24 protein-coding genes and 1 other RNA gene are annotated in these 23,220 nt (G+C 59.2%); 13 read left to right on the top strand and 12 right to left on the bottom strand.

Annotated features, from left to right (window positions below):
• Positions 1-62 precede the first annotated feature (62 nt).
• Positions 63-731, bottom strand: a complete 669-nt coding sequence (elbB, locus tag NTD87_RS09745) for an isoprenoid biosynthesis glyoxalase ElbB (RefSeq protein WP_262113548.1) — start codon at positions 729-731, stop codon at positions 63-65.
• A gap of 114 nt (positions 732-845) precedes the next feature.
• Here elbB and NTD87_RS09740 point away from each other — a divergent pair, with 114 nt between their 5' ends.
• Positions 846-2,081, top strand: coding sequence for a sterol desaturase family protein (locus NTD87_RS09740; RefSeq protein WP_262113546.1), 1,236 nt, complete (start codon positions 846-848; stop codon positions 2,079-2,081).
• Here NTD87_RS09740 and NTD87_RS09735 read toward each other — a convergent pair.
• Positions 2,062-2,694, bottom strand: a complete 633-nt coding sequence (locus NTD87_RS09735; RefSeq protein WP_262113544.1) for a DedA family protein — start codon at positions 2,692-2,694, stop codon at positions 2,062-2,064. The two genes, NTD87_RS09740 and NTD87_RS09735, sit on opposite strands and share 20 nt — an antisense overlap.
• 207 nt (positions 2,695-2,901) lie before the next feature.
• On the opposite strand from NTD87_RS09735, the gene hemB reads away from it, so the two are divergent.
• Together hemB and ppk1 are read left to right on the top strand one after the other, a co-directional pair.
• Positions 2,902-3,915: a porphobilinogen synthase gene (gene hemB, locus NTD87_RS09730; protein ID WP_262113543.1), complete on the top strand. Its 1,014-nt coding sequence runs from the start codon at positions 2,902-2,904 to the stop codon at positions 3,913-3,915.
• Between the two features lie 18 nt (positions 3,916-3,933).
• Complete coding sequence (gene ppk1, locus NTD87_RS09725; RefSeq protein ID WP_262113541.1) at positions 3,934-6,156, top strand: polyphosphate kinase 1; 2,223 nt, start codon at positions 3,934-3,936, stop codon at positions 6,154-6,156.
• Between the two features lie 61 nt (positions 6,157-6,217).
• Here the strand turns inward: ppk1 and ppx are convergent, their stop codons facing one another.
• Entirely contained in the window at positions 6,218-7,720 is a 1,503-nt protein-coding gene (gene ppx / locus NTD87_RS09720; protein WP_262113540.1) for an exopolyphosphatase, read from the bottom strand.
• Between the two features lie 188 nt (positions 7,721-7,908).
• Between ppx and trxA the strand changes: the two genes are divergently transcribed.
• From trxA to NTD87_RS09700, 4 genes are all read left to right on the top strand, one after another.
• Positions 7,909-8,238: a thioredoxin TrxA gene (gene trxA / locus NTD87_RS09715; protein ID WP_262113538.1), complete on the top strand. Its 330-nt coding sequence runs from the start codon at positions 7,909-7,911 to the stop codon at positions 8,236-8,238.
• Positions 8,239-8,487: 249 nt separating this feature from the next.
• A complete protein-coding gene (gene rho / locus NTD87_RS09710; RefSeq protein WP_019694195.1) occupies positions 8,488-9,747 on the top strand; it encodes a transcription termination factor Rho in 1,260 nt (419 codons plus the stop codon).
• 141 nt (positions 9,748-9,888) lie between these two features.
• Positions 9,889-11,355 (top strand): 4-hydroxy-3-polyprenylbenzoate decarboxylase, encoded by a 1,467-nt coding sequence (ubiD, locus tag NTD87_RS09705; RefSeq protein WP_123426241.1) that lies wholly within the window; start codon positions 9,889-9,891, stop codon positions 11,353-11,355.
• Positions 11,355-12,332 carry a CDP-6-deoxy-delta-3,4-glucoseen reductase gene (locus NTD87_RS09700; RefSeq protein WP_262113537.1) on the top strand — a complete coding sequence of 326 codons (978 nt, stop codon included), beginning with the start codon at positions 11,355-11,357 and terminating at the stop codon, positions 12,330-12,332. Before ubiD ends, NTD87_RS09700 begins: the two co-directional genes overlap by 1 nt.
• On the opposite strand, the gene NTD87_RS09695 is transcribed toward NTD87_RS09700, so the two are convergent.
• On the bottom strand, positions 12,329-12,808 hold the full coding sequence (locus NTD87_RS09695; RefSeq protein ID WP_262113536.1) for a sn-glycerol-3-phosphate transporter: 480 nt from the start codon (positions 12,806-12,808) through the stop codon (positions 12,329-12,331). The two genes, NTD87_RS09700 and NTD87_RS09695, sit on opposite strands and share 4 nt — an antisense overlap.
• 342 nt (positions 12,809-13,150) lie before the next feature.
• Here NTD87_RS09695 and NTD87_RS09690 point away from each other — a divergent pair, with 342 nt between their 5' ends.
• Positions 13,151-13,789, top strand: coding sequence for a gamma-glutamylcyclotransferase (locus NTD87_RS09690; protein WP_262113535.1), 639 nt, complete (start codon positions 13,151-13,153; stop codon positions 13,787-13,789).
• Here NTD87_RS09690 and glpT read toward each other — a convergent pair.
• The 3 genes from glpT to NTD87_RS09675 form a co-directional block, all read right to left on the bottom strand.
• Positions 13,786-15,135 (bottom strand): glycerol-3-phosphate transporter, encoded by a 1,350-nt coding sequence (gene glpT, locus NTD87_RS09685; protein WP_054594577.1) that lies wholly within the window; start codon positions 15,133-15,135, stop codon positions 13,786-13,788. The two genes, NTD87_RS09690 and glpT, sit on opposite strands and share 4 nt — an antisense overlap.
• A 225-nt stretch (positions 15,136-15,360) precedes the next feature.
• On the bottom strand, positions 15,361-15,975 hold the full coding sequence (locus NTD87_RS09680) for a flagellar basal body-associated protein FliL (RefSeq protein ID WP_262113534.1): 615 nt from the start codon (positions 15,973-15,975) through the stop codon (positions 15,361-15,363).
• Positions 15,976-16,026: 51 nt separating this feature from the next.
• Positions 16,027-17,004: an NADPH:quinone oxidoreductase family protein gene (locus tag NTD87_RS09675; protein ID WP_262113531.1), complete on the bottom strand. Its 978-nt coding sequence runs from the start codon at positions 17,002-17,004 to the stop codon at positions 16,027-16,029.
• A gap of 151 nt (positions 17,005-17,155) precedes the next feature.
• Here NTD87_RS09675 and NTD87_RS09670 point away from each other — a divergent pair, with 151 nt between their 5' ends.
• Complete coding sequence (locus NTD87_RS09670) at positions 17,156-17,563, top strand: flagellar basal body-associated protein FliL (protein ID WP_262113528.1); 408 nt, start codon at positions 17,156-17,158, stop codon at positions 17,561-17,563.
• Positions 17,564-17,704: 141 nt separating this feature from the next.
• Here NTD87_RS09670 and NTD87_RS09665 read toward each other — a convergent pair whose 3' ends face one another.
• A complete protein-coding gene (locus NTD87_RS09665) occupies positions 17,705-18,157 on the bottom strand; it encodes an EVE domain-containing protein (protein ID WP_262113527.1) in 453 nt (150 codons plus the stop codon).
• A 198-nt stretch (positions 18,158-18,355) separates the two neighbouring features.
• On the opposite strand from NTD87_RS09665, the gene NTD87_RS09660 reads away from it, so the two are divergent.
• On the top strand, positions 18,356-18,517 hold the full coding sequence (locus tag NTD87_RS09660) for a hypothetical protein (RefSeq protein ID WP_262113525.1): 162 nt from the start codon (positions 18,356-18,358) through the stop codon (positions 18,515-18,517).
• A 42-nt stretch (positions 18,518-18,559) separates the two neighbouring features.
• Here NTD87_RS09660 and NTD87_RS09655 read toward each other — a convergent pair whose 3' ends face one another.
• From NTD87_RS09655 to NTD87_RS09640, 4 genes are all read right to left on the bottom strand, one after another.
• A complete protein-coding gene (locus tag NTD87_RS09655) occupies positions 18,560-19,165 on the bottom strand; it encodes a 5-formyltetrahydrofolate cyclo-ligase (RefSeq protein WP_262113626.1) in 606 nt (201 codons plus the stop codon).
• A gap of 88 nt (positions 19,166-19,253) precedes the next feature.
• Positions 19,254-19,432: non-coding RNA, 6S RNA (ssrS, locus tag NTD87_RS09650), on the bottom strand.
• Positions 19,433-19,462: 30 nt separating this feature from the next.
• Entirely contained in the window at positions 19,463-19,780 is a 318-nt protein-coding gene (locus tag NTD87_RS09645; RefSeq protein WP_019694181.1) for a cell division protein ZapA, read from the bottom strand.
• Entirely contained in the window at positions 19,777-19,986 is a 210-nt protein-coding gene (locus NTD87_RS09640; protein ID WP_169991256.1) for a TIGR02449 family protein, read from the bottom strand. Before NTD87_RS09640 ends, NTD87_RS09645 begins: the two co-directional genes overlap by 4 nt.
• Before the next feature lie 128 nt (positions 19,987-20,114).
• Between NTD87_RS09640 and NTD87_RS09635 the strand changes: the two genes are divergently transcribed.
• Genes NTD87_RS09635 through ubiH form a run of 3 tightly spaced genes read left to right on the top strand, consistent with a single transcriptional unit; the run spans position 20,115 to position 23,219 of the window.
• The gene (locus NTD87_RS09635; RefSeq protein ID WP_123426251.1) at positions 20,115-20,672 is read left to right on the top strand and encodes a YecA family protein; all 558 of its coding nucleotides are present in this window, start codon (positions 20,115-20,117) and stop codon (positions 20,670-20,672) included.
• A gap of 28 nt (positions 20,673-20,700) precedes the next feature.
• Entirely contained in the window at positions 20,701-22,035 is a 1,335-nt protein-coding gene (gene pepP / locus NTD87_RS09630; RefSeq protein ID WP_262113521.1) for a Xaa-Pro aminopeptidase, read from the top strand.
• Positions 22,032-23,219 carry a 2-octaprenyl-6-methoxyphenyl hydroxylase gene (gene ubiH / locus NTD87_RS09625; protein ID WP_262113520.1) on the top strand — a complete coding sequence of 396 codons (1,188 nt, stop codon included), beginning with the start codon at positions 22,032-22,034 and terminating at the stop codon, positions 23,217-23,219. The genes pepP and ubiH overlap by 4 nt, the downstream gene beginning before the upstream one ends.
• Position 23,220: the final 1 nt, after the last annotated feature.

The raw sequence follows: 23,220 nt of genomic DNA, 5'->3' as shown, positions 1-23,220 counted from the left end.
AACATTTATATCGATGGATAGACCGCCATCGCGAGCAGGCTCGCTCCCACAATTGGACCGCGTTAAGCGTCGTTTTCGTGGGTCAGCTCTAAAACCCGATCCACTAATTTGTTGATCCCTGAGGCTGCTTCGCTGATGGATTGAGCGAGCATGTAGGCCGGGGTGCTCACCAGTTTGCGTGCCTTGTCCTCAATGATGTCGCTGACTGCGCAGTCTGCATGGGTAGCGCCCATTTTGGTCATGGCAGCGGCAGTGTCGGCGTCGTTGCCGATGGTGCAGGTCACGCCCGGGCCGTAGATTTTCGCCGCCAACGCTGGCGAGATGCAGATCAGGCCAACCGGTTTGCCGGCTTCGGCAAAGGCTTCGGCCAGCGCCAGGACTTCAGCCTGAATAACGCAACCGGCGCCTTCGATGGCGAAGTTGGACAGGTTCTTCGCCGCGCCAAAACCGCCGGGCACGATCAACGCGTCGAAGTCTTCGGCGTTGGCCTCGCGCAGGTCCTTCACTTGCCCGCGGGCAATGCGCGCCGACTCCACCAGCACGTTGCGCGACTCGGGCATTTCTTCGCCCGTCAGGTGGTTGATCACATGCAATTGCGCGATATCAGGGGCGAAGCACTGGACCTGCACGCCGTGTTGGTCGAGGCGTAGCAGGGTAATCACGCTTTCATGGATCTCGGCGCCGTCATAGACACCACAGCCGGAAAGTATCACTGCAACTTTTTTGCTCATGGGTTCTTCTCCAGATTCATGGCGTTAAATGTCCACTAATTCGTCACTCGTTGCCATAGGGTTATTTCGCGTCTACACCTAATCTTTTGGTAACAATTGTGATCAGGTCGCGTCATGGACTTCATTCTGTATGCGGTGCCGTTTTTCTTTGTATTGATTGCCGTCGAGCTGCTGGCGGACCGCTGGCGCGGGGTGAGCAATTATCGCCTGGCAGATGCGATCAACAGCCTCAGCACGGGCGTGCTTTCGACCACTACAGGCCTGTTGACCAAAGGTGTGGGTCTGGTGACGTACGCGTTTGCCCTGAAGCATCTGGCGCTGTTCGAGTTGTCGGCCGAGAGCGTTTGGGTCTGGGTGTTCGCCTTTGTCCTCTACGACTTCTGCTACTACTGGCTGCACCGTATGGGCCATGAGCGCAACATCCTCTGGGCGGCGCATTCGGTGCACCATCAAAGCGAGGACTACAACCTCTCTACGGCGTTGCGCCAGACCAGCACCGGGTTCCTGCTGGGCTGGATTTTCTACTTGCCGATGGCGGTGCTCGGTGTGCCGCTGCTGGTGTTCGTCGCCGTCGCGGCGCTGAACCTGCTGTACCAATTCTGGGTTCACACCAAACATATTCCCAAGCTCGGCTGGTTCGAGTGGTGCTTCGTCACGCCGTCCAACCATCGGGCTCATCATGCGCAGAACGCGCTCTACATGGATCGCAACTACGGTGGGGTGTTCATTATCTGGGACCGGCTGTTTGGTTCGTTCCAGGAAGAGGACGACAACGAGCCGGTGATTTTTGGTGTGACCACGCCTTTGGCGAGCTGGAATCCGTTGTGGGCGAACGTGCAGTTCTATGCGCAGTTATGGGCGGATGCACGACGTGCCGAGAGCCTGTGGGACAAGCTGCGGATCTGGCTCATGCGCACCGGCTGGCGGCCGGCGGACGTGGCGGCGAAGTACCCGATGAGCAAACCGGAGCTGAGTCAGTTCCGCAAATTCGAGGTGCCGCTGGACGGGCGACAGCAACTGTATGTCGCGTTGCAGTTTTGCGTGTACATCGCCCTGGGCAGTTACCTGATGAATGTTGAGCAAAGCTTGCCGAGCGCGGCCCTGGTGTTGGGCTGGGGGGTGGTGGCGCTGGGTTTGTTTGTGCTGGGCGTGGCCCTGGAGAATCGTCCGCAGGCGTTGAAGCTGGAGCTGCTGCGGCTGGTGCTGAACTTGCCGCTGGTGTGGCTGGCGCCGCTGGTCGGGCTATGGCCGGCCAGCGCGGTGGGTTGGGCCAGCCTGCTCAGCTATAGCTTGCTCAGCGGCATCGGTCTCTACTGTTGCCGAAACCGCTTCACTCGACTGGCGTCGTAGGTTCGCTGGTCTTGATCTTTTCGGCCTGCTGGACCTGTTCATCTTCGTAGATCTGCTTGGCCAGGCGGGCATTCTTGAAGCGCCGACGCAGCCACAGGCATAGGCCCAGCACCAGCAGGGCGCCCAGGACCCACAGCTCGTACTTCTTGACGCTGCCGAGCATGCCTTCGAGCACCGCGCCGAAGTGATAGGCCGCCGCGGCCAGGGCTGCGGCCCAGATCGCTGCGCCGATGCCGTTAAGCAGCAGGTAGCGTCCCGGCGGATAACCCGACAGGCCGATGGCCACGGGCATTACCGTTCGCAGGCCGTAGACGAAGCGAAAGCTCAGTACCCAGATGTCCGGGTGCTTGCGGATATGCTCCAGCGCCCGATCACCCATCAGTTGCCAGCGTGGTTTGCGCGCCAGCAGTTTGCGGCCGTGCTTGCGCCCCAGGAAGTACCACAGCTGATCGCCGGCGTAGCTGCCGAAGAAGGCCACGACCACCACCAGGTTGATGTCCATGTATCCGCGGAACGCGAGGAAGCCTGCGAGTACCAGAATGGTTTCGCCTTCGAAAAACGTGCCGAGGAAAAGGGCAAAGTAGCCAAAGTCATGCAGAAATTGTTGGAGCATTGTCTGGGTGCTGGCGAAATGAACGCGCAGCCTAACCCTTCAGGCACATTCAGGAAAGTGTCGAAATGTGTCTCGACGTGAACATTTCCTACAAGGACAATGGTTGCGACGACGGGTCACAGGGGTGCACATAACTGTCATGTGTTGGTCATAATGGCCGCTTATAACTGTCACGCTCGCCCGCCAGCGCGGGCTCAGGAGTCTGTCGTGAGCTTTACCCCCGCCAATCGTTTGTTTCCTGCAACCCGCCTGCGTCGCAACCGTCGTGATGAATTTTCGCGTCGCCTGGTCCGTGAAAATGTCCTGACCACCAATGACCTGATTCTTCCGGTCTTTGTGCTGGACGGTGAAAACCGGCGCGAAGCGGTCGCCTCGATGCCAGGCGTCGAACGTCTGACCATCGACCTGTTGCTCGAAGAAGCGGCCCGGTGGGTCGAGCTGGGCATCCCGGCCGTGGCGCTGTTTCCGGTAACGCCAGTCGAACTCAAATCCCTCGACGCTGCCGAGGCGTGGAACCCTGAGGGTATCGCCCAGCGCGCCACCCGCGCCCTGCGTGCGCGCTTCCCGGAGCTGGGGGTGATTACCGACGTCGCACTGGACCCGTTCACTACCCACGGCCAGGACGGTATTCTGGATGAAGAAGGCTATGTGCAGAACGACATCACCGTCGATGCGCTGGTCAAGCAGGCCCTGTCCCATGCCGCAGCCGGTGCACAGGTGGTTGCTCCGTCGGACATGATGGATGGCCGGATCCAGGCGATCCGTGAAGCGCTGGAACTGGCTGATCACGTCAATGTGCGGATCATGGCTTACTCGGCCAAGTACGCGAGTGCCTACTATGGCCCGTTCCGCGATGCGGTCGGTTCGGCGTTGAACCTGGGCAAGGCGAACAAGGCGTCCTATCAAATGGACCCGGCCAACGGCAACGAAGCGTTGCACGAAGTGGCCAGCGACTTGTCAGAAGGCGCGGATATGGTCATGGTCAAGCCAGGCATGCCGTACCTGGATATCCTTTATCGCGTCAAAGAAGAATTTAAAGTGCCGACCTTTGTCTATCAGGTTAGCGGTGAATACGCCATGCACATGGCAGCGATCCAGAATGGCTGGTTGAGCGAAGGGGTTATTCTTGAATCCCTGACCGCTTTTAAACGTGCTGGCGCTGATGGCATCCTGACTTACTTTGCCGTACGTGCTGCTCAATTGTTACGAGAGCAAAAATAGCCCTCCCAGGAACATTCGATGAATACCGAAGGACTCACTGACGTTGCCGTAAAAGAAGCTCAACCCGTGGTCGAGCTCGTCGTCGATACCCCGCCGGAGCTGGAGCCTGCCCCGTCTGCGGTGGTGGCTGAAATTGCGCAGGCGGCACCGGCGATCGCGATTCCAGGTCTGGATGACAGCAGCCTGTACATCCATCGCGAGCTGTCGCAACTGCAGTTCAATATTCGCGTGCTGGAGCAGGCGCTGGATGAGTCCTATCCCTTGCTGGAACGGCTGAAGTTTCTGCTGATTTTCTCCAGCAACCTGGACGAGTTCTTCGAGATTCGCGTTGCTGGGCTTAAAAAGCAGATCACCTTCGCCCGTGAACAGGCCGGTGCCGATGGTCTGCAACCGCACCAGGCGCTGGCGCGCATCAGCGATCTGGTGCACGGTCACGTCGATCGCCAATACGCGATCCTCAACGACATTCTGTTGCCGGAACTGGAGAAACATCAGGTCCGCTTCATTCGTCGCCGCTACTGGACCACCAAACTCAAGACCTGGGTGCGCCGCTATTTCCGCGATGAAATCGCACCGATCATCACCCCGATCGGCCTCGACCCGACGCATCCGTTCCCGTTGCTGGTGAACAAGAGCCTGAACTTTATCGTCGAGCTCGAAGGTATCGACGCCTTCGGTCGCGATTCCGGTCTGGCCATCATCCCGGCGCCGCGCCTGCTGCCGCGTGTTATCAAGGTACCGGAAGAGGTCGGCGGCACGGGGGACAACTATGTGTTCCTGTCGTCGATGATTCACGCTCACGCCGATGACCTGTTCCAGGGCATGAAGGTCAAGGGCTGCTACCAGTTCCGTCTGACCCGAAACGCCGACCTGGCGGTCGACACTGAAGATGTAGAAGACCTGGCCCGCGCCCTGCGTGGCGAGCTGTTCTCTCGTCGCTATGGTGACGCAGTGCGTCTGGAAGTGGCGGATACCTGCCCGAAACACCTGTCCGACTACCTGCTCAAGCAGTTCAACCTGAGCGAGAGCGAGCTGTATCAGGTCAACGGTCCGGTCAACCTGACGCGGCTGTTCAGCATCACCGGTCTGGACAGTCACCCTGAGCTGCAATACACGCCGTTCACCCCGCAGATCCCGAAATTGCTGCAGAACAGCGAGAACATTTTCAGCGTGATCAGCAAGCAGGACATTCTGCTGCTGCACCCGTTCGAGTCCTTCACCCCAGTGGTCGACCTGTTGCGCCAGGCGGCCAAGGACCCTCACGTGTTGGCGGTCCGTCAGACTCTCTATCGCAGCGGCGCCAACTCGGAAATCGTCGATGCCCTGGTTGATGCGGCGCGTAACGGCAAGGAAGTCACCGCGGTGATCGAATTGCGCGCGCGGTTCGACGAAGAGTCCAACCTGCAACTGGCCAGCCGTCTGCAAGCGGCCGGCGCGGTGGTGATCTACGGTGTGGTCGGCTTCAAGACCCACGCCAAGATGATGCTGATTCTGCGCCGTGAGGCTGGCGAGATTGTCCGTTACGCCCACTTGGGCACCGGTAACTATCACGCAGCCAACGCCCGCCTGTACACCGACTACAGTCTGCTGACCTCCGACGACGCCTTGTGCGAAGACGTCGGCAAACTGTTCAGCCAGTTGATCGGCATGGGTAAAACCCTGCGCATGAAGAAGCTGTTGCACGCGCCGTTCACCCTGAAGAAGGGCATGCTCGACATGATTGCCCGGGAGACCCAGTTCGCCCTCGACGGCAAACCGGCGCACATCATCGCCAAGTTCAACTCGCTGACCGATCCGAAGGTCATCCGCGCGCTGTACAAGGCCAGTCAGTCAGGGGTACGTATCGATTTGGTGATCCGTGGCATGTGCTGCTTGCGCCCAGGCATCGCCGGGGTTTCGCACAACATCCACGTGCGCTCGATCATTGGCCGCTTCCTGGAACACACGCGGGTCTTCTACTTCCTCAACGGCGGTGAAGAGCAGATGTTCCTGTCGAGTGCCGACTGGATGGAACGCAACCTCGATAAACGCGTCGAGACCTGCTTTCCGGTCGAAGGCAAGAAGCTGATTTTGCGGGTCAAGAAAGAGCTGGAAAGTTATCTCACCGATAACACCCACAGCTGGGTCCTGCAGTCGGACGGTCGTTACATCCGCAACTCACCGACCGGCAACCAGAACCCGCGCAGTGCACAGGCGACGCTGCTTGAGCGCCTGAGCAGCCCGATATTGAGCGTCCGTTAACGCAGACGGTGGAATTGGAACAGTAGCCGATGGCGATCCTTGCGGATCGCCATTTTTGCTTTCAGCGAACGTTAAGCACGAAATTGACGCGGGTCAGCCACTCCGCTTCCAGCGCAAAGTCGGCCTGGGTCAGCTGGTTCTCGTCCAGCCAGTTCTCCGGGAACAACACATCCAGGCTGTCGCCGTTGGCCTGCAACGTGACCTGCGGCATCTTTTGGGTGCCGCGGATGTGATGGAACAGAATCGCAAAGCGCAGCAACACGCACAGGCGAATCAGCTTGATGCCTTCATCGCCGAACTCGGCAAACTTGTCCTTGGGAATGTTGCGGCGGTGGCCGCGTACCAGTAGCGCCAGCATCAGCTGGTCTTCACGGGAAAAGCCGGCCAGGTCGGAGTGTTCGATCAGGTAGGCGCCGTGCTTGTGGAACTGATAGTGGGCGATGTCCAGCCCGACTTCGTGGACCTTGGCTGCCCAGCCCAATAGTTCGCGCCAGACGCCGTCATCCAGATCCCAATCCGCGGCGACCTGGTCGAAAGCATGGAGTGCCTTGCGTTCGACGCGGTCGGCCTGCCCCACGTCGACGTGGTAACGCTCCATGAGCGAGCTGAGGGTGCGTTCGCGGACGTCTTCGTGGTGATGACGGCCCAACAGGTCGTAGAGCACACCTTCGCGCAGGGCGCCTTCACAGTGATCCATGCGTTGCAATTCGAGTGCGTCGAAGATCGCTTCGAGAATCGCCAAGCCAGCCGGGAAAATCGCCCGGCGATCGGGTTTGATGCCTTCGAAATCGATTTTTTCGACGTCGCCGAGTTTGATCAGCTTGCGCTTGAGCCAGGACAGGCCTTCGGCGTTGACCTCGCCAGCCCCGTGGCCGCCCGCCTTCAGCGCCAGGCCGATGGCACGGATGGTGCCCGAGGAGCCGATGGCTTCATCCCAGGTCAGGCGGTGCAGGGCGTGTTCAATGCTCATGATCTCCAGGCGCGCTGCGGTGTACGCCTGGGCGTAGCGGGCCGGGGTGATCTTGCCGTCGCGGAAATAGCGCTGGGTATAGCTCACGCAACCCATTTGCAGGCTTTCGCGCAGCAGCGGCTCGAAGTGCTGGCCGATGATGAATTCGGTACTGCCGCCGCCGATGTCGGCTACCAGGCGCTTGCCCGGGGTGTCGGCGAGGGTGTGGGAGACGCCAAGGTAGATCAAGCGTGCTTCTTCACGACCGGAAATGACTTCCACCGGGTGGCCGAGGATTTCTTCGGCGCGGCGGATGAATTCGCCGCGGTTGCGTGCCTCGCGCAGGGCGTTGGTGCCCACGATCCGCACGGCGCCCGGGGGCATACCGTTGATCAGTTGGGCAAAGCGCTTCAGGCAATCGAGCCCGCGCTGCATGGATTCTTCGCTGAGTTGGCGCTCTTCGTCGATCCCGGCCGCCAGCTGAACCTTCTCGCCGAGCCGCTCGAGAATACGGATTTCATTATGGTAGGCCTTGGCCACGACCATATGAAAGCTGTTCGAGCCCAGGTCGATGGCGGCGATCAGGGACAGATTCTTGGCTTGGGATTGAGGCATGGTTTAGAGGTCTCGGTCGATAACCCGACCATCGTGCCACGATCAACCGCTGACGCCAACGCGCAGCTTGAGCTATACCCAAAGTCATGGGCCGCCATAGCGAGACTCAATCATCTGCGGCTTCCTGAACGAGGGAAGGGCGGCTATGATGGGCAACGTTTTTTTTCGCTTACAACCCGGAGACATCCATGAGCAGCGATCTTATCAAGCACGTCACCGACGCTAGCTTCGAGCAGGAAGTACTGAAAGCCGACGGCCCTGTGCTGGTCGATTACTGGGCTGAATGGTGCGGTCCTTGCAAAATGATCGCCCCGGTTCTGGACGAAATCGCTGAAACCTACAAAGGCAAGCTGACCGTTGCCAAGCTGAACATCGACGAAAACCAGGAAACCCCGGCCAAGCACGGCGTGCGTGGTATCCCGACCCTGATGTTGTTCAAAAATGGCAACGTCGAAGCCACCAAGGTTGGCGCGCTGTCGAAGTCGCAACTGGCTGCCTTCCTCGACGCCAACATCTAAGCGTCGTTGCAAGTGTCACCCAAAAGGCCCCGCAAATAGCGGGGCCTTTTCGTTATTCAGGGCTAGACGCTCCGAAACTCAGGTGTTACATTCGGCCCCGCACTGGTTTCTCCAGCGCCCCCTGCAAGCCGTCGCCGACGCTCTCCTTTTCGAATAAGTACGCGATCCTGTCGCCTTCTCTGCGGCGCGGCCTCATTAAGCCAAAAGCTTAATTTCCCCCCCCTCCATAAATGATTACGTCATTCCTATATGAATCTGACTGAACTCAAGCAAAAGCCGATTACCGAACTGCTCGAATTGGCCGAACAGATGGGCATAGAAAATATGGCCCGTTCGCGCAAGCAGGACGTGATTTTCTCCTTGCTGAAAAAGCACGCGAAAAGCGGCGAGGAAATCTCCGGTGATGGCGTGCTGGAGATTCTCCAGGACGGCTTCGGCTTCCTCCGCTCTGCTGACGCCTCCTATCTTGCCGGCCCAGACGATATCTACGTCTCGCCGAGCCAGATCCGTCGCTTCAACTTGCGCACCGGTGACACCATCGTTGGCAAGATCCGTCCTCCAAAGGAAGGCGAGCGTTATTTCGCACTGCTCAAGGTCGACACGATCAACTACGATCGTCCCGAGAACGCGAAAAACAAGATTCTCTTCGAGAACCTGACCCCGCTGTTCCCGACCGTGCGCATGAAGATGGAAGCCGGTAACGGTTCCACCGAAGACCTGACCGGTCGTGTCATCGACCTGTGCGCCCCGATCGGTAAAGGCCAGCGCGGTCTGATCGTTGCTCCGCCAAAAGCGGGCAAGACGATCATGCTGCAGAACATCGCTGCCAACATCGCTCGTAACAATCCTGAAGTTCATCTGATCGTGCTGCTGATCGACGAGCGTCCGGAAGAAGTAACCGAAATGCAGCGCACCGTGCGCGGCGAAGTGGTTGCCTCGACGTTCGACGAGCCGCCAACCCGCCACGTGCAGGTTGCCGAGATGGTGATCGAGAAGGCCAAGCGCCTGGTTGAACACAAGAAAGACGTGGTCATCCTGCTCGACTCCATCACCCGTCTGGCGCGTGCCTACAACACCGTGATCCCGAGCTCCGGCAAGGTCCTCACCGGTGGTGTCGATGCCCACGCCCTGGAGAAACCAAAGCGTTTCTTCGGTGCAGCACGGAACATCGAAGAAGGCGGCTCGCTGACCATCATCGCTACCGCGCTGGTTGAAACCGGCTCGAAGATGGATGAAGTGATCTACGAAGAGTTCAAAGGCACCGGCAACATGGAGCTGCCTCTGGATCGCAAGATCGCTGAAAAACGCGTCTTCCCGGCCATCAACATCAACCGCTCCGGCACCCGCCGCGAAGAGTTGCTGACTGCCGACGACGAGTTGCAGCGCATGTGGATCCTGCGCAAGCTGCTGCATCCCATGGATGAAGTCGCAGCCATCGAGTTCCTGGTCGACAAGCTGAAACAGACCAAGACCAACGATGAGTTCTTCCTGTCGATGAAGCGCAAGTAAGTCGAGCAGGACCGCAAAAGCCGGGGAAACCCGGCTTTTTGCTATCTGACCTTTGATGATTTGCCAGGTCACTCTTCTGAACAGGTGGGTTCGGGGCTAAACTCATGCCCCCGAACGCCATGGCCAAAACGAGGCTAATGCATGCAGTATCGCGACTTGCGCGACTTTATCAGTGGCCTGGAACAGCGCGGCGAACTCAAGCGCATCCAGGTTCCGGTGTCCCCAGTGCTGGAAATGACCGAGGTCTGCGATCGCACCTTGCGGGCCAAGGGCCCTGCACTGCTGTTCGAAAACCCGACCGGTTATGACATTCCAGTGCTCGGCAACCTGTTCGGTACGCCTGAGCGCGTGGCCCTGGGCATGGGCGCCGAAGCCGTCAGCGAGCTGCGCGAGATCGGCAAGCTGCTGGCCTTCCTCAAAGAGCCTGAGCCACCAAAGGGGCTGAAAGACGCCTGGTCCAAGCTGCCGATCTTTCGCAAGATCATCGCCATGGCACCGAAAGTCGTCAAAGATGCGATCTGCCAGGAAGTGGTCATCGAAGGTGATGACGTCGACCTGGCGATGCTGCCGGTGCAAACCTGCTGGCCTGGTGACGTCGGCCCGCTGATTACCTGGGGCCTGACGGTCACCAAGGGCCCGAACAAGGATCGCCAGAACCTCGGCATCTATCGCCAGCAGGTGATTGGCCGCAACAAAGTCATCATGCGCTGGTTGAGCCACCGTGGCGGCGCGCTGGACTACCGCGAGTGGTGCGAGAAGCATCCGGGCCAGCCGTTCCCGGTGTCCGTGGCGCTGGGGGCCGACCCTGCAACTATTCTTGGCGCGGTGACGCCAGTGCCGGACAGCTTGTCCGAGTACGCCTTTGCCGGCCTGTTGCGCGGTAACCGCACCGAACTGGTGAAGTGCCGTGGCAATGACCTGCAAGTGCCGGCCACCGCCGAGATCATCCTTGAAGGTGTGATTCATCCGGGCGAAATGGCTGATGAAGGTCCTTACGGCGACCACACCGGCTATTACAACGAAGTCGACAGCTTCCCGGTGTTCACCGTCGAGCGCATCACCCATCGCATCAAGCCGATCTATCACAGCACCTACACCGGCCGTCCGCCGGATGAGCCGGCGATTCTCGGCGTGGCGCTGAACGAAGTGTTCGTACCGATCCTGCAAAAGCAGTTCCCGGAGATCACCGACTTCTACCTGCCGCCTGAAGGCTGTTCGTACCGCATGGCCATTGTGACCATGAAGAAGCAGTATCCCGGCCACGCCAAGCGGGTAATGCTGGGTGTCTGGTCGTTTTTGCGACAGTTCATGTACACCAAGTTCGTTATCGTCACTGACGACGATATCAACGCCCGCGACTGGAATGACGTGATCTGGGCCATCACCACGCGCATGGACCCCAAGCGCGATACGGTGATGATCGATAACACGCCGATCGACTACCTCGACTTCGCCTCGCCGATATCCGGCCTGGGGTCGAAGATGGGGCTCGATGCCACGCATAAATGGCCCGGTGAAACCACCCGTGAATGGGGCCGGGTGATCGTCAAGGATGAGGCGGTGACACGCCGGATCGATGCCATCTGGAATCAGTTAGGAATAGATTGATGCGTGTAACTTTGCAGCCGTCCGGAGCAGTGCTTGAGATACTGCCCGGCGAGCGGATTCTCGATGGGGCACGGCGCCTGGGCTATGAGTGCCCGCAAAGCTGCCGTAATGGCAACTGCCACGTCTGTGGTGCGTTGCTGGTCGAAGGTCGGGTCGAGCAGTCAGGCGATGTGCGCGACCACGGCGAGTTCTACACTTGCATAGCAGAGCCGCTGGAAGACTGCATCGTATTGTGGGATGGCGTCCTTGCGCTGGGAGAATTGCCGGTGCGCAGTGTGTCGTGTCAGGTCACTGAATGCGTAGACGTTGGCGGGGATACCTGGCGGGTTCGACTGCGGGCACCGGCTGGCAAGCCGCCGCGCTATCACGCTGGACAGTACCTGCTGATCGAGCGCGAGAATGGTGAAAAATCCGCCTTCTCACTGGCCTCGGCACCGCATTCAGGGCGAGACCTGGAATTGCATGTGCTGGCGCGCGAAGCCAGTGCGCTCAGCCTGATCGAGCAGTTGCAGCGCAATCGTATGGTGCGCATCGAAATGCCATTCGGCGATACGCATTTGGCCGAGTTGCCTGACTGTCCGCTGGTGTTGATGGCCGCGGGTACCGGCATGGGGCAGATCCACAGTCTGATCGAGCATTGCCGGTCCAAGGGATTCAAATATCCGGTGCATTTGTACTGGGGTGTGCGGCGACCGGAAGATTTCTATCAGATCGAGCATTGGGATGAATGGCTGAAGCTGCCCAACCTGTTCCTGCACAAGGTCGTCAGCGATCTGTGCGGTTGGGAAGGGCGCTGCGGCATGTTGCACGAAGCGGTTTGCGAGGATTTCCCCGATCTGAAATCCTTGCATGTGTATGCGAGCGGTTCGCCGGCGATGGTTTACGGCACCCTGGATGCCTTGGTCAACGCCGGGATGGACGCACACCAGATGCGCGCGGACGTCTTCGCCTACGCGCCCCGGCCGCAAGCAAGCTAGAAACGCACGCCGGTGGTGATCATCGCGGCGTTGAAACCGAGCAGAACCAGCTCGGCGGCCACCGGACCGTAATGAGCGCCCAGTGATGGAATGATCACGGGCGCTACGCCGAAGTGGTTGAGTGGAATCTTGTCCTTGTACTCGCCGCTGTAACCCTGGAGTAATCCACCGGTCAGCTTTATATACACCGGATAGTTGGCACTTTCGTAGCGCTTGCCAGCGTAGGCGTAGTACGAACGTTGACTGAACGAGTTACGAAAAGTCGCTGCACCAAACAACCAGCCGGACGCTTCATCGCGCTCAAGGCCAATCAGGTCCTGATTGTTGTTGTGGTCGGGGTCTGGCGAATAGTGCTTGGTGTAGAGACTGGTTTGCAGGTACCAGGAACCTTGGTCTTTTTGAGTCGAGTTATCGACTGCCAGCACCGGGGTGGCCAGCGCCAGTAACAGCAGACCGTACATCCGTAGGTTTTTCATCTTGCGACCTCTATTGGGCAATTCGGCTTGCGCCTGTGGAGGCTGCTATACGCCTGCATTCAAATAAGGGGCGGCAGGGTATCAGACGAATACGTCAGAAATATCTCCTTTGCGACCGTTGGCCCTGAACGGAAGTAAGGCTTATGCATATTTCATTCGGGTATTTAGGGTATTTCCAAAAGTGCATTAAGCTATATACCAGGCTCTTTCATGGGTGTAGCCCTTGATATAGAAGGGTCATACGTCCTTTAGCACTTTTCGTTTTACGTTTACTGCGATATGTTCTATTACGTTAATCCTGCTTACATCTTGTAATACTTGTAAGGCCTAACATCATTCGCCATGACCGCCATTGAATCTGCTTGTTTGAATCTGGCTTACCCTCCGCGGCTCGATCTGGGCGCGCAGCTGACTCACGAACAATTGCTCAGCTCGATGCAGGCCACCATGGCCCGGCACAAGGGTGGGCCCGTCTGGTTATTCGCTTACGGTTCATTGATCTGGCGCCCGGAATGTACGGCGGTCGAGCGGGTGCGCGGACGCGTGCATGGTTACCATCGCGGTTTGTACCTGTGGTCCCACGAACACCGGGGTACGCCGGAAATGCCGGGACTGGTGTTTGGCCTGGATCGGGGCGGTTCGTGCAGCGGCTTTGCCTACCGGTTACCCGAGGAGCAATTGGAAGCATCGCTGTACGCTCTTTGGCAGCGCGAAATGCCGGTGCCGTCTTATCGTCCACACTGGCTCAATTGCCGACTGGAAGACGGAAGCAAGGTTCAGGCATTGGGGTTTGTTTTGGAGCGGCACCTGCCCAGCTATGCCGGCAACTTGCCGGACCATGTGCTGAGCCAGGTGTTCGAAAGCGCTTGCGGACGTTATGGCACCACTCGCGATTATGTCGAGCAGACCGTACACGCCCTGCGTAGCCACGCCATGCCAGACCGGAATCTGGAGGCGCGGCTCAAACGCTGTAAGGCTTAAGCGAGTGCTTCACGACCCTGACTGGCGACTTGCTTGTGCCACAAGGTTGGTGCCAGGCAGGCCATCGCCAGCAGGCAGGCACCGACCAGCAATACGAAACCGCCATCCCAGCCGAAGTGGTCCACGGTGTAGCCCATCGCTGCACTGGCCGCGACCGAACCGCCCAGATAACCGAACAGACCGGTGAAGCCCGCAGCCGTACCGGCGGCTTTCTTCGGCGCCAGTTCCAGCGCTTGCAGACCGATCAGCATGACAGGGCCATAGATCAGGAAGCCGATGGAAAACAGCGCAATCATGTCGATGGTCGGGTTGCCGGCCGGGTTTAGCCAATAAACCAGGGTCGCCACGGTCACCAGCGCCATGAATACCATGCCGGTCAGGCCACGGTTGCCACGGAAGATCTTGTCCGACATCCAGCCGCACAGCAGCGTACCCGGGATACCGGCCCACTCGTAGAAGAAATACGCCCACGAGGTTTTATCCACGTCAAAGTGCTTGGCTTCCTTCAGGTAGGTCGGCGCCCAGTCCAGTACGCCGTAGCGCAGCAGGTAGACGAAGACGTTGGCCATGGCGATGTACCAGAGCATTTTGTTGCGCAGCACGTATTTGACGAAGATTTCCTTGGCGCTGAATTCGTCTTCGTGGCTAGCATCGTAGCCTTCCGGGTAATCGTTCTTGTACTTCTCGATAGGCGGCAGGCCCACCGATTGCGGAGTGTCGCGCATCACCATGAACGCGAATACCGCCACCAGCAAGGCCACGGCTGCCGGGACGTAGAACGCCGCGTGCCAGTCGTTGAACAGGCCCATGCCGAGCAGGAACAAAGGGCCGATCAGACCGCCGCCGACGTTATGCGCGACGTTCCACACCGAAACCACGCCACCGCGTTCTTTCTGCGACCACCAGTGCACCATGGTCCGGCCACTTGGCGGCCAACCCATGCCCTGAGCCCAGCCGTTGATGAACAGCAGGATGAACATCATGGTCACGCTGGACGTTGCCCAGGGTGCGAAACCGAAAATGAACATGACCCCGGCCGAGACCAGCAAACCGAAGGGCAGGAAGTAACGTGGGTTGGAGCGGTCGGACACCAGGCCCATCAAAAACTTCGACAAACCATAGGCGATCGCAATCGCCGACATCGCCAGGCCCAGTTGGCCACGGGTGTAGCCTTCGTCGATCAGGTACGGCATGGCCAGGGAGAAGTTTTTGCGCAGCAGGTAATAACCCGCGTAGCCAAAGAAAATCCCGGCGAAAATTTGCCAGCGCAAGCGCCGGTAAGTGCTGTCTACGTGTTCTTCAGGCAATGGAGCCTGATGTGCGGCAGGACGAAAGAAAGCAAACATTCAAGAGCTCCAAATTTCTTGTTTTGACTGCGGATGCGAATGTTACAGTTTCGTTACCGAAAAAAGCACCGCTTGTCGTTCAGGAAATCGAGAGAAGTGAACGAGAACGCATGTTCTTTTATGAACATGTCGCTCAGGTGGAAGAGAAGAGAGGGGGCGGAGCATGGGGCGTTTTGTGCACCAGATCGGGATGGATCTGGCGCAGAGAAGGGGCGATCTCGATAATCAGCTGCCATCTCCGGGCAACAGGTGTTCCTGGATCTTCTGGCTGTGGGATTCGACCACTTGCCCCTGGTCATCGAAGCGCAACACGATCAGCCAGTCATAGACGTCCTCTGGCCAGGATTTCTGTCCGGTCAGTGCTTGGCCGTCGCCGCCGAAGGCTTCGATCAGTTTGTCGATATGCCCGTGATGCCAGGCTATCAATACGACCGGGGCCTTGTTCTTCTTGCTCAGCGATTTGACCAGTTTGTCGAATTCTTCATCGGCATAGGGTTGTTCGATCGGAATGTGCAGACGCTGGGACAGCGGTGTCAGGGTCAGCCGTGGTCGTGCGCTGGACTTGCTGTCGCTGGTGGCGATCAGTCGTTGCGGTACCAGGTTTTTGCCGCCCAGCTGCAGCGGGTCGAAATAGTGCGCATAAGCCTCGGCGCGCTGCTCGCCACGAGGGCTTAGCCCGGTGCCCTGATCGGGCTTTTCCGCGTGCCGGACGATCAGTACTGTGACATTTCGCAGACCCTGGGCCGCCTTGTCACTCTGATTTGCCAGTGTTTGCGTTGAAATCACCAGTGCAGGCAAGACAGCCAGACCCAATAACAATTTGCGCAGCATCATGCTCATCCTCCGTCCTGTGATGGGTAAACAGACTCGAAGCGTAGCAGGGAGTTTTGCTCACCGTACCTGCACCACCACCTTTCCAACGGCCTTGCGCTGGCCCAGGTCGTTGATGGCGTTGGCGGCCTTAGCCAGCGGGTAAACCTGCGACACCAGAGGCTTGAGCTTGCCTTCGGCGAACCAGCCAAACAGTTGCCGGAAGTTAGCGGCGTTGTCTTGTGGCTGGCGTTGGGCGAAGGAACCCCAGAACACACCGACCACGGCTGCGCCCTTGAGCAAGGCGAGGTTCACCGGCAGCTCCGGGATGCGTCCGCTGGCGAAACCGACCACCAGCAAGCGGCCGTTCCAGGCAATGGCGCGAATGGCCTGGTCGAACAGGTCGCCACCGACCGGGTCGTAGATCACATCGGCACCGTTGCCGTCAGTCAGGCGTTTGATTTCGTCCTTGAGGTTGGCTTCGCTGTAGTTGATCAGCTCATCGGCGCCGGCAGCCTTGGCCACCGCGAGTTTTTCGGCGCTGCTGGCGGCAGCGATGACCCGGGCACCCATGGCTTTGCCGATTTCCACTGCGGCCAGACCGACACCCCCAGAAGCGCCGAGCACCAGCAGGGTTTCCCCCGGTTGCAGGTTGCCGCGTTGTTTCAGGGCGTGCATCGAGGTGCCGTAGGTCATGCTGAAGGCGGCGGCGGTGTAGAAGTCCATGGAGGGTGGGATGGGCAGCACGTTGTAACCCGGCACCGCGACTTGCTCGGCAAAGCTGCCCCAACCGGTCAACGCCATGACCCGGTCACCGACCTTGAGGTGGCTGACCTTTTCACCCACCGCGCTCACCACTCCGGCGGCTTCACCGCCCGGCGAAAACGGGAAGGGTGGCTTGAACTGGTATTTGCCCTCGATGATCAGCGTGTCCGGGAAGTTCACCCCGGCCGCATGCACGTCCAGCAGGATTTCGTTTTTCTTGGCGACAGGACTGGCGACTTCTTCCAGCACCAGCGATTCGGCAGGGCCGAAGGCTTTGCACAGCACGGCTTTCATCAGGGCTATTCCTTTGGGAGTGATGGCCGATAAGTGTAGGTGTGTGAGTCAACGGGTCAACGAGCATGCTCGACCCTGATAGTCAGCCATAAGCTTTGTGCTTGGGCTGCGGGTCGCTATGCTAGGCCGCAAACCGGATAAGGAGCGAATTGTGAAAGTGTTGATCATGTTGATGCTGGCCCTGTCTCTGCCTGTGGCAGCGATGGCCGAAGAAGCCAAAGAAGGCGAGGCGCCGAAAGTCAGCTATATCAGCCTGACCCCACCGTTCGTGGGTAACTACGGGCTGGATGGCACCCCGAAGCTCAAGGTCTACAAGGCTGACGTGGCACTGCGGGTAACCGGTGACGAAGCCATCAAGGCCGTGAAGGCCAACGAGCCGTTGATCCGCAATCAGTTGGTGGCGCTGTTCGCCCAGCAAACCACTGAAACCATGAACAACGTCGAAGCCAAAGAAAAGCTGCGTCAGGAAGCCTTGAAGCAGACCCAGCAAGTGATGAATGACGAAACCGGCAAACCGGTGGTTGAAGACTTATTGTTCAACAACCTGATCATTCAATAAGCCTTCCGTTGTCCCGGCGGGCCTCATCGCGAGCAGGCTCGCTCCCACAGGGGTTAGTGCCGTTCACAATATTGTGGACGGACACCTATTCAGTGTGGGAGCGAGCCTGCTCGCGATAGCATTCTCCAAGACGTCGCAACTCTAGGGTTTGAGTGCAAATACCGCTGCCCACTGCTCGGCCGTCACCGGCATCACCGACAGTCGCGAGCCTTTCTGTACCAGAGGCATCTCTGCCAACGCTGTTTGCTGCTTCAGGTAGTCCAGCTTTAACACTTTTGGGAACGTCTCGACATGGGCGACGTTGATCGCGCTCCAGGCATTCTTCTCTGGCGTGGCCTTAGGGTCGTAATAATGGCTCTCAGGCTCCAGCGCCGTCGGGTCCGGATACGCTGCTTCAATGATCCGCCCGATCCCGGCGATGCCCGGCTCGGGGCAGCTGGAGTGATAAAAGAAAAACTCGTCGCCGACCGCCATGGCCCGCAGGAAGTTGCGTGCCTGGTAGTTTCGAACGCCGTCCCAGCGGGCTTCGCCGAGCTTCTCAAGGTCTTTGATCGAGAGCTCGTCGGGCTCGGATTTCATAAGCCAATAGGCCATCTTTTTTGCTCCGAAAGAGGTGGCCGGGAACGTTGTCCGGCAATCTTGTGACAAACCGACGGTCGGTTGACGCCAGCGTTTGCGTGTCGCTTCACGTTACCGCAAAATGCCGGACTTTTAAGCGAGACGCGGCAAGCACGGCCTATTTCGGCAACCGTTGCTGTCATCGTGTGCGACATGCCTTGAGGGGGGCAATCGATGAAACGCAAACCGGATTTACTATGGGTTTTGGTTATTGTATTTGGCTTGGGTGTCGTAACCACGGGTTATGCGCAAAGCCTGTGGGCGAACAAGACCGATGCACCGATCGAAGTCGCGCAACAGCAACAGCAACAACATCTAAAACCGCACAAGCGCTAAAACCGCTGCAAGCGACGCCGCTGATGGCAGTGGCGTCTGAGTCTAGCTTGCGAAATACCACTTCCTGTCAGTCACCGTTCCTTGCAACGGCACATCCCAGCTCGCTTGAGCCAGTTTTTCGACTTTTTGACATTCATGGGCCAAGCCCAGCAGCGTCGGCTTGCGCCATTTTTTGCGGCGCGCCAGATAGGCCAGGCTGCGATCATAGAAGCCACCCCCCATCCCCAGGCGTCCGCCGTGTTCGTCAAAACCGACCAACGGCAACAACACCAGATCCAGTGCCCAGACATTGCGTTGCCGGGCCTGGTTGACCCGTGGTTCGAGAATGCGAAAGCGGTTGGGTCGAAGCTTTTCGCCGGGGCGAATGCGCTGGAAGACCATCTTGGTTCGCGGCCAGGCGCTGAGCACCGGCAGATACGTAGCCTTGCCCCGACGTTGAGCGGCGCGCAGCAGCAAGCGCGGGTCGATTTCACCGTCGGTGGGCAGGTACAGGGAAATATGTTTTGCGCGGCGAAACAGTGGATGTTGCGCCAATTGCCGGTACAGCCCGCGAGCGGCCTGGCGTTGCTCACTGTTGCTCAGTGCGCGACGGGCCTTGCGCAGCATGCGTCGAAGTTGCGGGCGGGAAAGCGGCGCAGGTTCGGTCATCGTCATGGGCTGTTCGAGTGTCGAGGGCACCAGATTGGCGCCTTCGTAAAAAGCCGATGCCAGCAAAAAACTGGCATCGGCTTGAATCAGGCTCCCCGGATGAACCGCTGTCGACTTAGCCCTTGAACCCGAAAGTTCAAGGTGGAAGATGCAGTAGGCTTTAAGGCTTTCCGTCTAGCGGACATGCACACCAGCCCAACGTGCAACCTCCAGGGTAGTGCGAATCGGCTCAGGGACATCGTCAACTGGCAAGCACCCCAGGGAGTGGCGCGAGTATACCGCAACCACCCTCAGGAATCAGCCTTTGCTGACATCCGGATCGGTGGCGAGCACCAGATCCACGCGATCAAGCAGATCACGCACCTGCTCGCGAGTCGAGCCACTGGCCTGTACGTCAGGGCGTTCCCGGGTGTGCAGCAGATCGTGGGTGATGTTCAGCGCGGCCATCACGGCGATGCGATCGGCGCCGATGACTTTGCCGCTGCTGCGGATCTCGCGCATTTTGCCGTCCAGGTAACGGGCGGCGCTCACCAGGTTGCTGCGCTCTTCCTGGGGGCAAATGATCGAGTACTCTTTATCGAGGATCTGCACGGTAACGCTATTGCTTGAACTCATGAGTCTTGCTCCAGGGCCTTGAGGCGCGAAATCATCGATTCGACCTTACGCCGGGCGATTTCGTTTTTTTCAATGAGATGAGCGCGTTCCTCGCGCCAGGTCTTTTCCTGAGCTAATAGGAGTCCATTTTGGCTCTTAAGTTGCTCGACTCGGGCAATCAGCAGCTCGAGTCTGGCCATCAGCGCTTGCAAGTCTGTGTCTTCCATACGTGTTCCACGGGATTTGTCTGATGGGCGGTAACTGGCGGACAGCCTTTAATAGTCTTGGCGAGTCTGTCGATGTAGGATACAAGGCCTTCATTCTAGACATAGCGCCGTCTGGCGCCTAGCTGCCCATGACCATTCAGAATTCCCCGTATAACGCCTTCGCCACCCTGCTGAGTTCCAGCGGCCATCCTTGCTCCCCTGCCGAGCTTCACGGCGTGCTGCTGGGCCGCAGTTGCACCGGTGTCGGCTTTGATGCCGACACCTGGTTGGCTGACGTCGCCGAGCTGCTGGAAACCGAACCGGCCGATAACGTACGCAACGCGCTGATCGGCCTGCAAGAAATGGTCAAGGGCGAGTTGACGGGCGACGACGTCACAGTGGTCCTGTTGCTGCCGACCGACGACGCGCCGCTCACTGAGCGTGCCGCTGCGCTGGGCCAATGGTGCCAGGGCTTCCTCCACGGCTTCGGCGTGAACGCGGGCGGCCTGGAACTGAGCAAAGATGCCCAGGAAGTGCTGCAAGACCTCGCCGCCATCGCTCAGGTGCAAGATGCCCTGGAAGAATCCGAAGACGGCGAAGGCGACTACATGGAAGTGATGGAATACCTGCGCGTCGCGCCATTGCTGCTGTTCGCCGAGACCAAAAAACCGGCGCAAGCCGCTGCTGCCAAACCTTCTCTGCACTAATTCGTTTGTAAGGGACTTCCATCTGCCCATGATTCATATCCCGAAATCGGAATACAGCCGTCGCCGCAAGGCGTTGATGGCGCAGATGGAGCCCAACAGCATCGCAATTCTGCCGGCCGCCGCCGTGGCGATTCGCAATCGCGACGTCGAGCACGTGTACCGTCAGGACAGTGACTTTCAGTACCTCAGCGGTTTCCCCGAACCTCAGGCGGTCATCGTGTTGATGCCCGGTCGCGAGCATGGCGAATACATTCTGTTTTGCCGTGAGCGCAACGCCGAACGCGAACTGTGGGACGGCCTGCGTGCCGGGCAGGAAGGTGCGATCCGCGATTTCGGTGCCGACGACGCGTTTCCGATCACCGACATCGACGACATCCTGCCGGGCCTGATCGAAGGCCGTGACCGGGTGTATTCGGCCATGGGCAGCAACCCCGAATTCGACCGCCACTTGATGGACTGGATCAATGTGATCCGCTCCAAGGCGCACCTGGGTGCCCAGCCGCCGAACGAATTCGTTGCGCTGGATCATCTGCTGCACGACATGCGCCTGTATAAATCGGCGGCAGAAGTGAAGGTGATGCGCGAAGCCGCACGGATTTCCGCGCAGGCCCACATTCGCGCCATGCAGGCCAGCCGTGCCGGCTTGCATGAGTTCAGCCTGGAGGCCGAACTCGATTATGAATTCCGCAAAGGCGGGGCGAAAATGCCGGCTTATGGTTCGATCGTCGCCGCTGGGCGCAACAGCTGCATCCTGCATTACCAGCGCAATGACGCACTGCTCAAGGACGGCGACCTGGTGCTGATCGATGCCGGTTGCGAGATCGATTGCTACGCCAGCGACATCACCCGCACCTGGCCGGTCAACGGCAAGTATTCACCGGAACAGAAGGCGATCTACGAGTTGGTGCTGGCGTCGCAGGAAGCCGCGTTTGCCCAGATCGCGCCCAACAAACACTGGAACCAGGCGCATGAGGCGACGGTTCAAGTGATTACCGCAGGTCTGGTGAAGCTCGGCTTGTTGCAGGGCGACGTCAATGAGCTGATCGCCAGCGAAGCCTACAAGGCGTTTTACATGCACCGCGCTGGCCATTGGCTGGGTATGGATGTGCATGACGTCGGCGAGTACAAGGTCGGTGGTGAATGGCGGGTGCTGGAAGTCGGCATGGCGTTGACCGTCGAGCCGGGCATCTACATCGCCCCGGACAACCTGAGCGTGGCGAAGAAATGGCGCGGCATTGGCGTGCGCATCGAGGATGACGTAGTGGTAACCAGACAGGGCTGTGAAATCCTGACCAACGGTGCGCCGAAAGCGGTCGCCGAGATCGAGGCCTTGATGGCCGCTGCACGGGCCCAAGCGGCATGAGCCGAGTCAATCTGGCAATCATCGGTGGCGGTCTGGTGGGCGCCAGTCTGGCGTTGGCCTTGCAAGCCGGGGCCCGTGCTCGTGGCTGGAAGATCGTGCTGATCGAACCGTTCGCGCCCGGCCACACCTACCAGCCAAGCTATGACGCGCGCTCTTCAGCGCTGTCCTTTGGTGCTCGGCAAATTTATCAACGGCTGGGCCTGTGGCAGGAAATCTCCCGCCGCGCCGAGCCGATCAAACAGATCCATGTCTCCGACCGTGGGCGCTTCTCTACCGCGCGGCTGTCGGCCATGGAAGAGGGCGTTCCGGCGCTGGGTTACGTGGTGGAAAACGCCTGGCTGGGCCAATGCCTCTGGCAGGGCCTGGACAAGGACGTGATCAGTTGGCGCTGCCCGGCCGAAGTCACGCGCATGGAACCGTTGGAAGACGGCTACCGCCTGACCCTCAACGATGAAACCAGCCTTGAATGCGACCTTGCGGTACTGGCCGATGGCGGCCGTTCGGGCTTGCGCGAGCAACTGGGGATCGGCGTCAAAAAGCGTCCATACAACCAAAGTGCGTTGATCGCCAACATCACCCCGAGCGAAGACCACAACGGCATGGCGTTCGAGCGCTTCACCGATGACGGTCCGATGGCCTTGCTGCCGCTGCCGGAAAACCGCTGCGCGCTGGTCTGGACTCGCCTGGGCATGGACGCGCAGCGTCTGGCGGCGCTGGACGAGCGCAGCTTCCTCAGCGAGTTGCAGGGCGTGTTCGGCTATCGCCTAGGCACCCTCAAGCAGGTTGGGGCGCGGCATCTGTACCCGTTGTCGCTGATCGAAGCCGAAGAGCAAGTGCGTCCGCATCTGGCCGTATTGGGCAACGCGGCCCACAGCCTGCACCCGATTGCCGGCCAGGGTTTTAACCTGTCGCTGCGGGACGCTCAGGCCTTGGCTGAAGCGCTGCTCGCCAGCCAGAGCGCGCCGGGCGACTTCGCCACCTTGCAGGCTTACCGTGAACGCCAGCGCCTGGACCAGAACCTCACCGTAGGTTTCTCCGATCAGGTCACCCGTTTGTTCGGCAGCACCCAACCGCTGGTTTCGCTGGGCCGCAACATCGGCCTGCTGGGCCTCGATCTGTTGCCGCCGGCCAAACGCTGGTTCGCCCGGCAAGCCATGGGGTTGGGAACACGGTCCGATGGTTGAG

It is taken from the genome of Pseudomonas sp. 6D_7.1_Bac1 (assembly GCF_025465945.1).
Classification (GTDB): Bacteria; Pseudomonadota; Gammaproteobacteria; order Pseudomonadales; family Pseudomonadaceae; genus Aquipseudomonas.
Note: the sequence above shows the minus strand (reverse complement) of the source record. Positions and strands in the feature narration are given on the sequence as shown.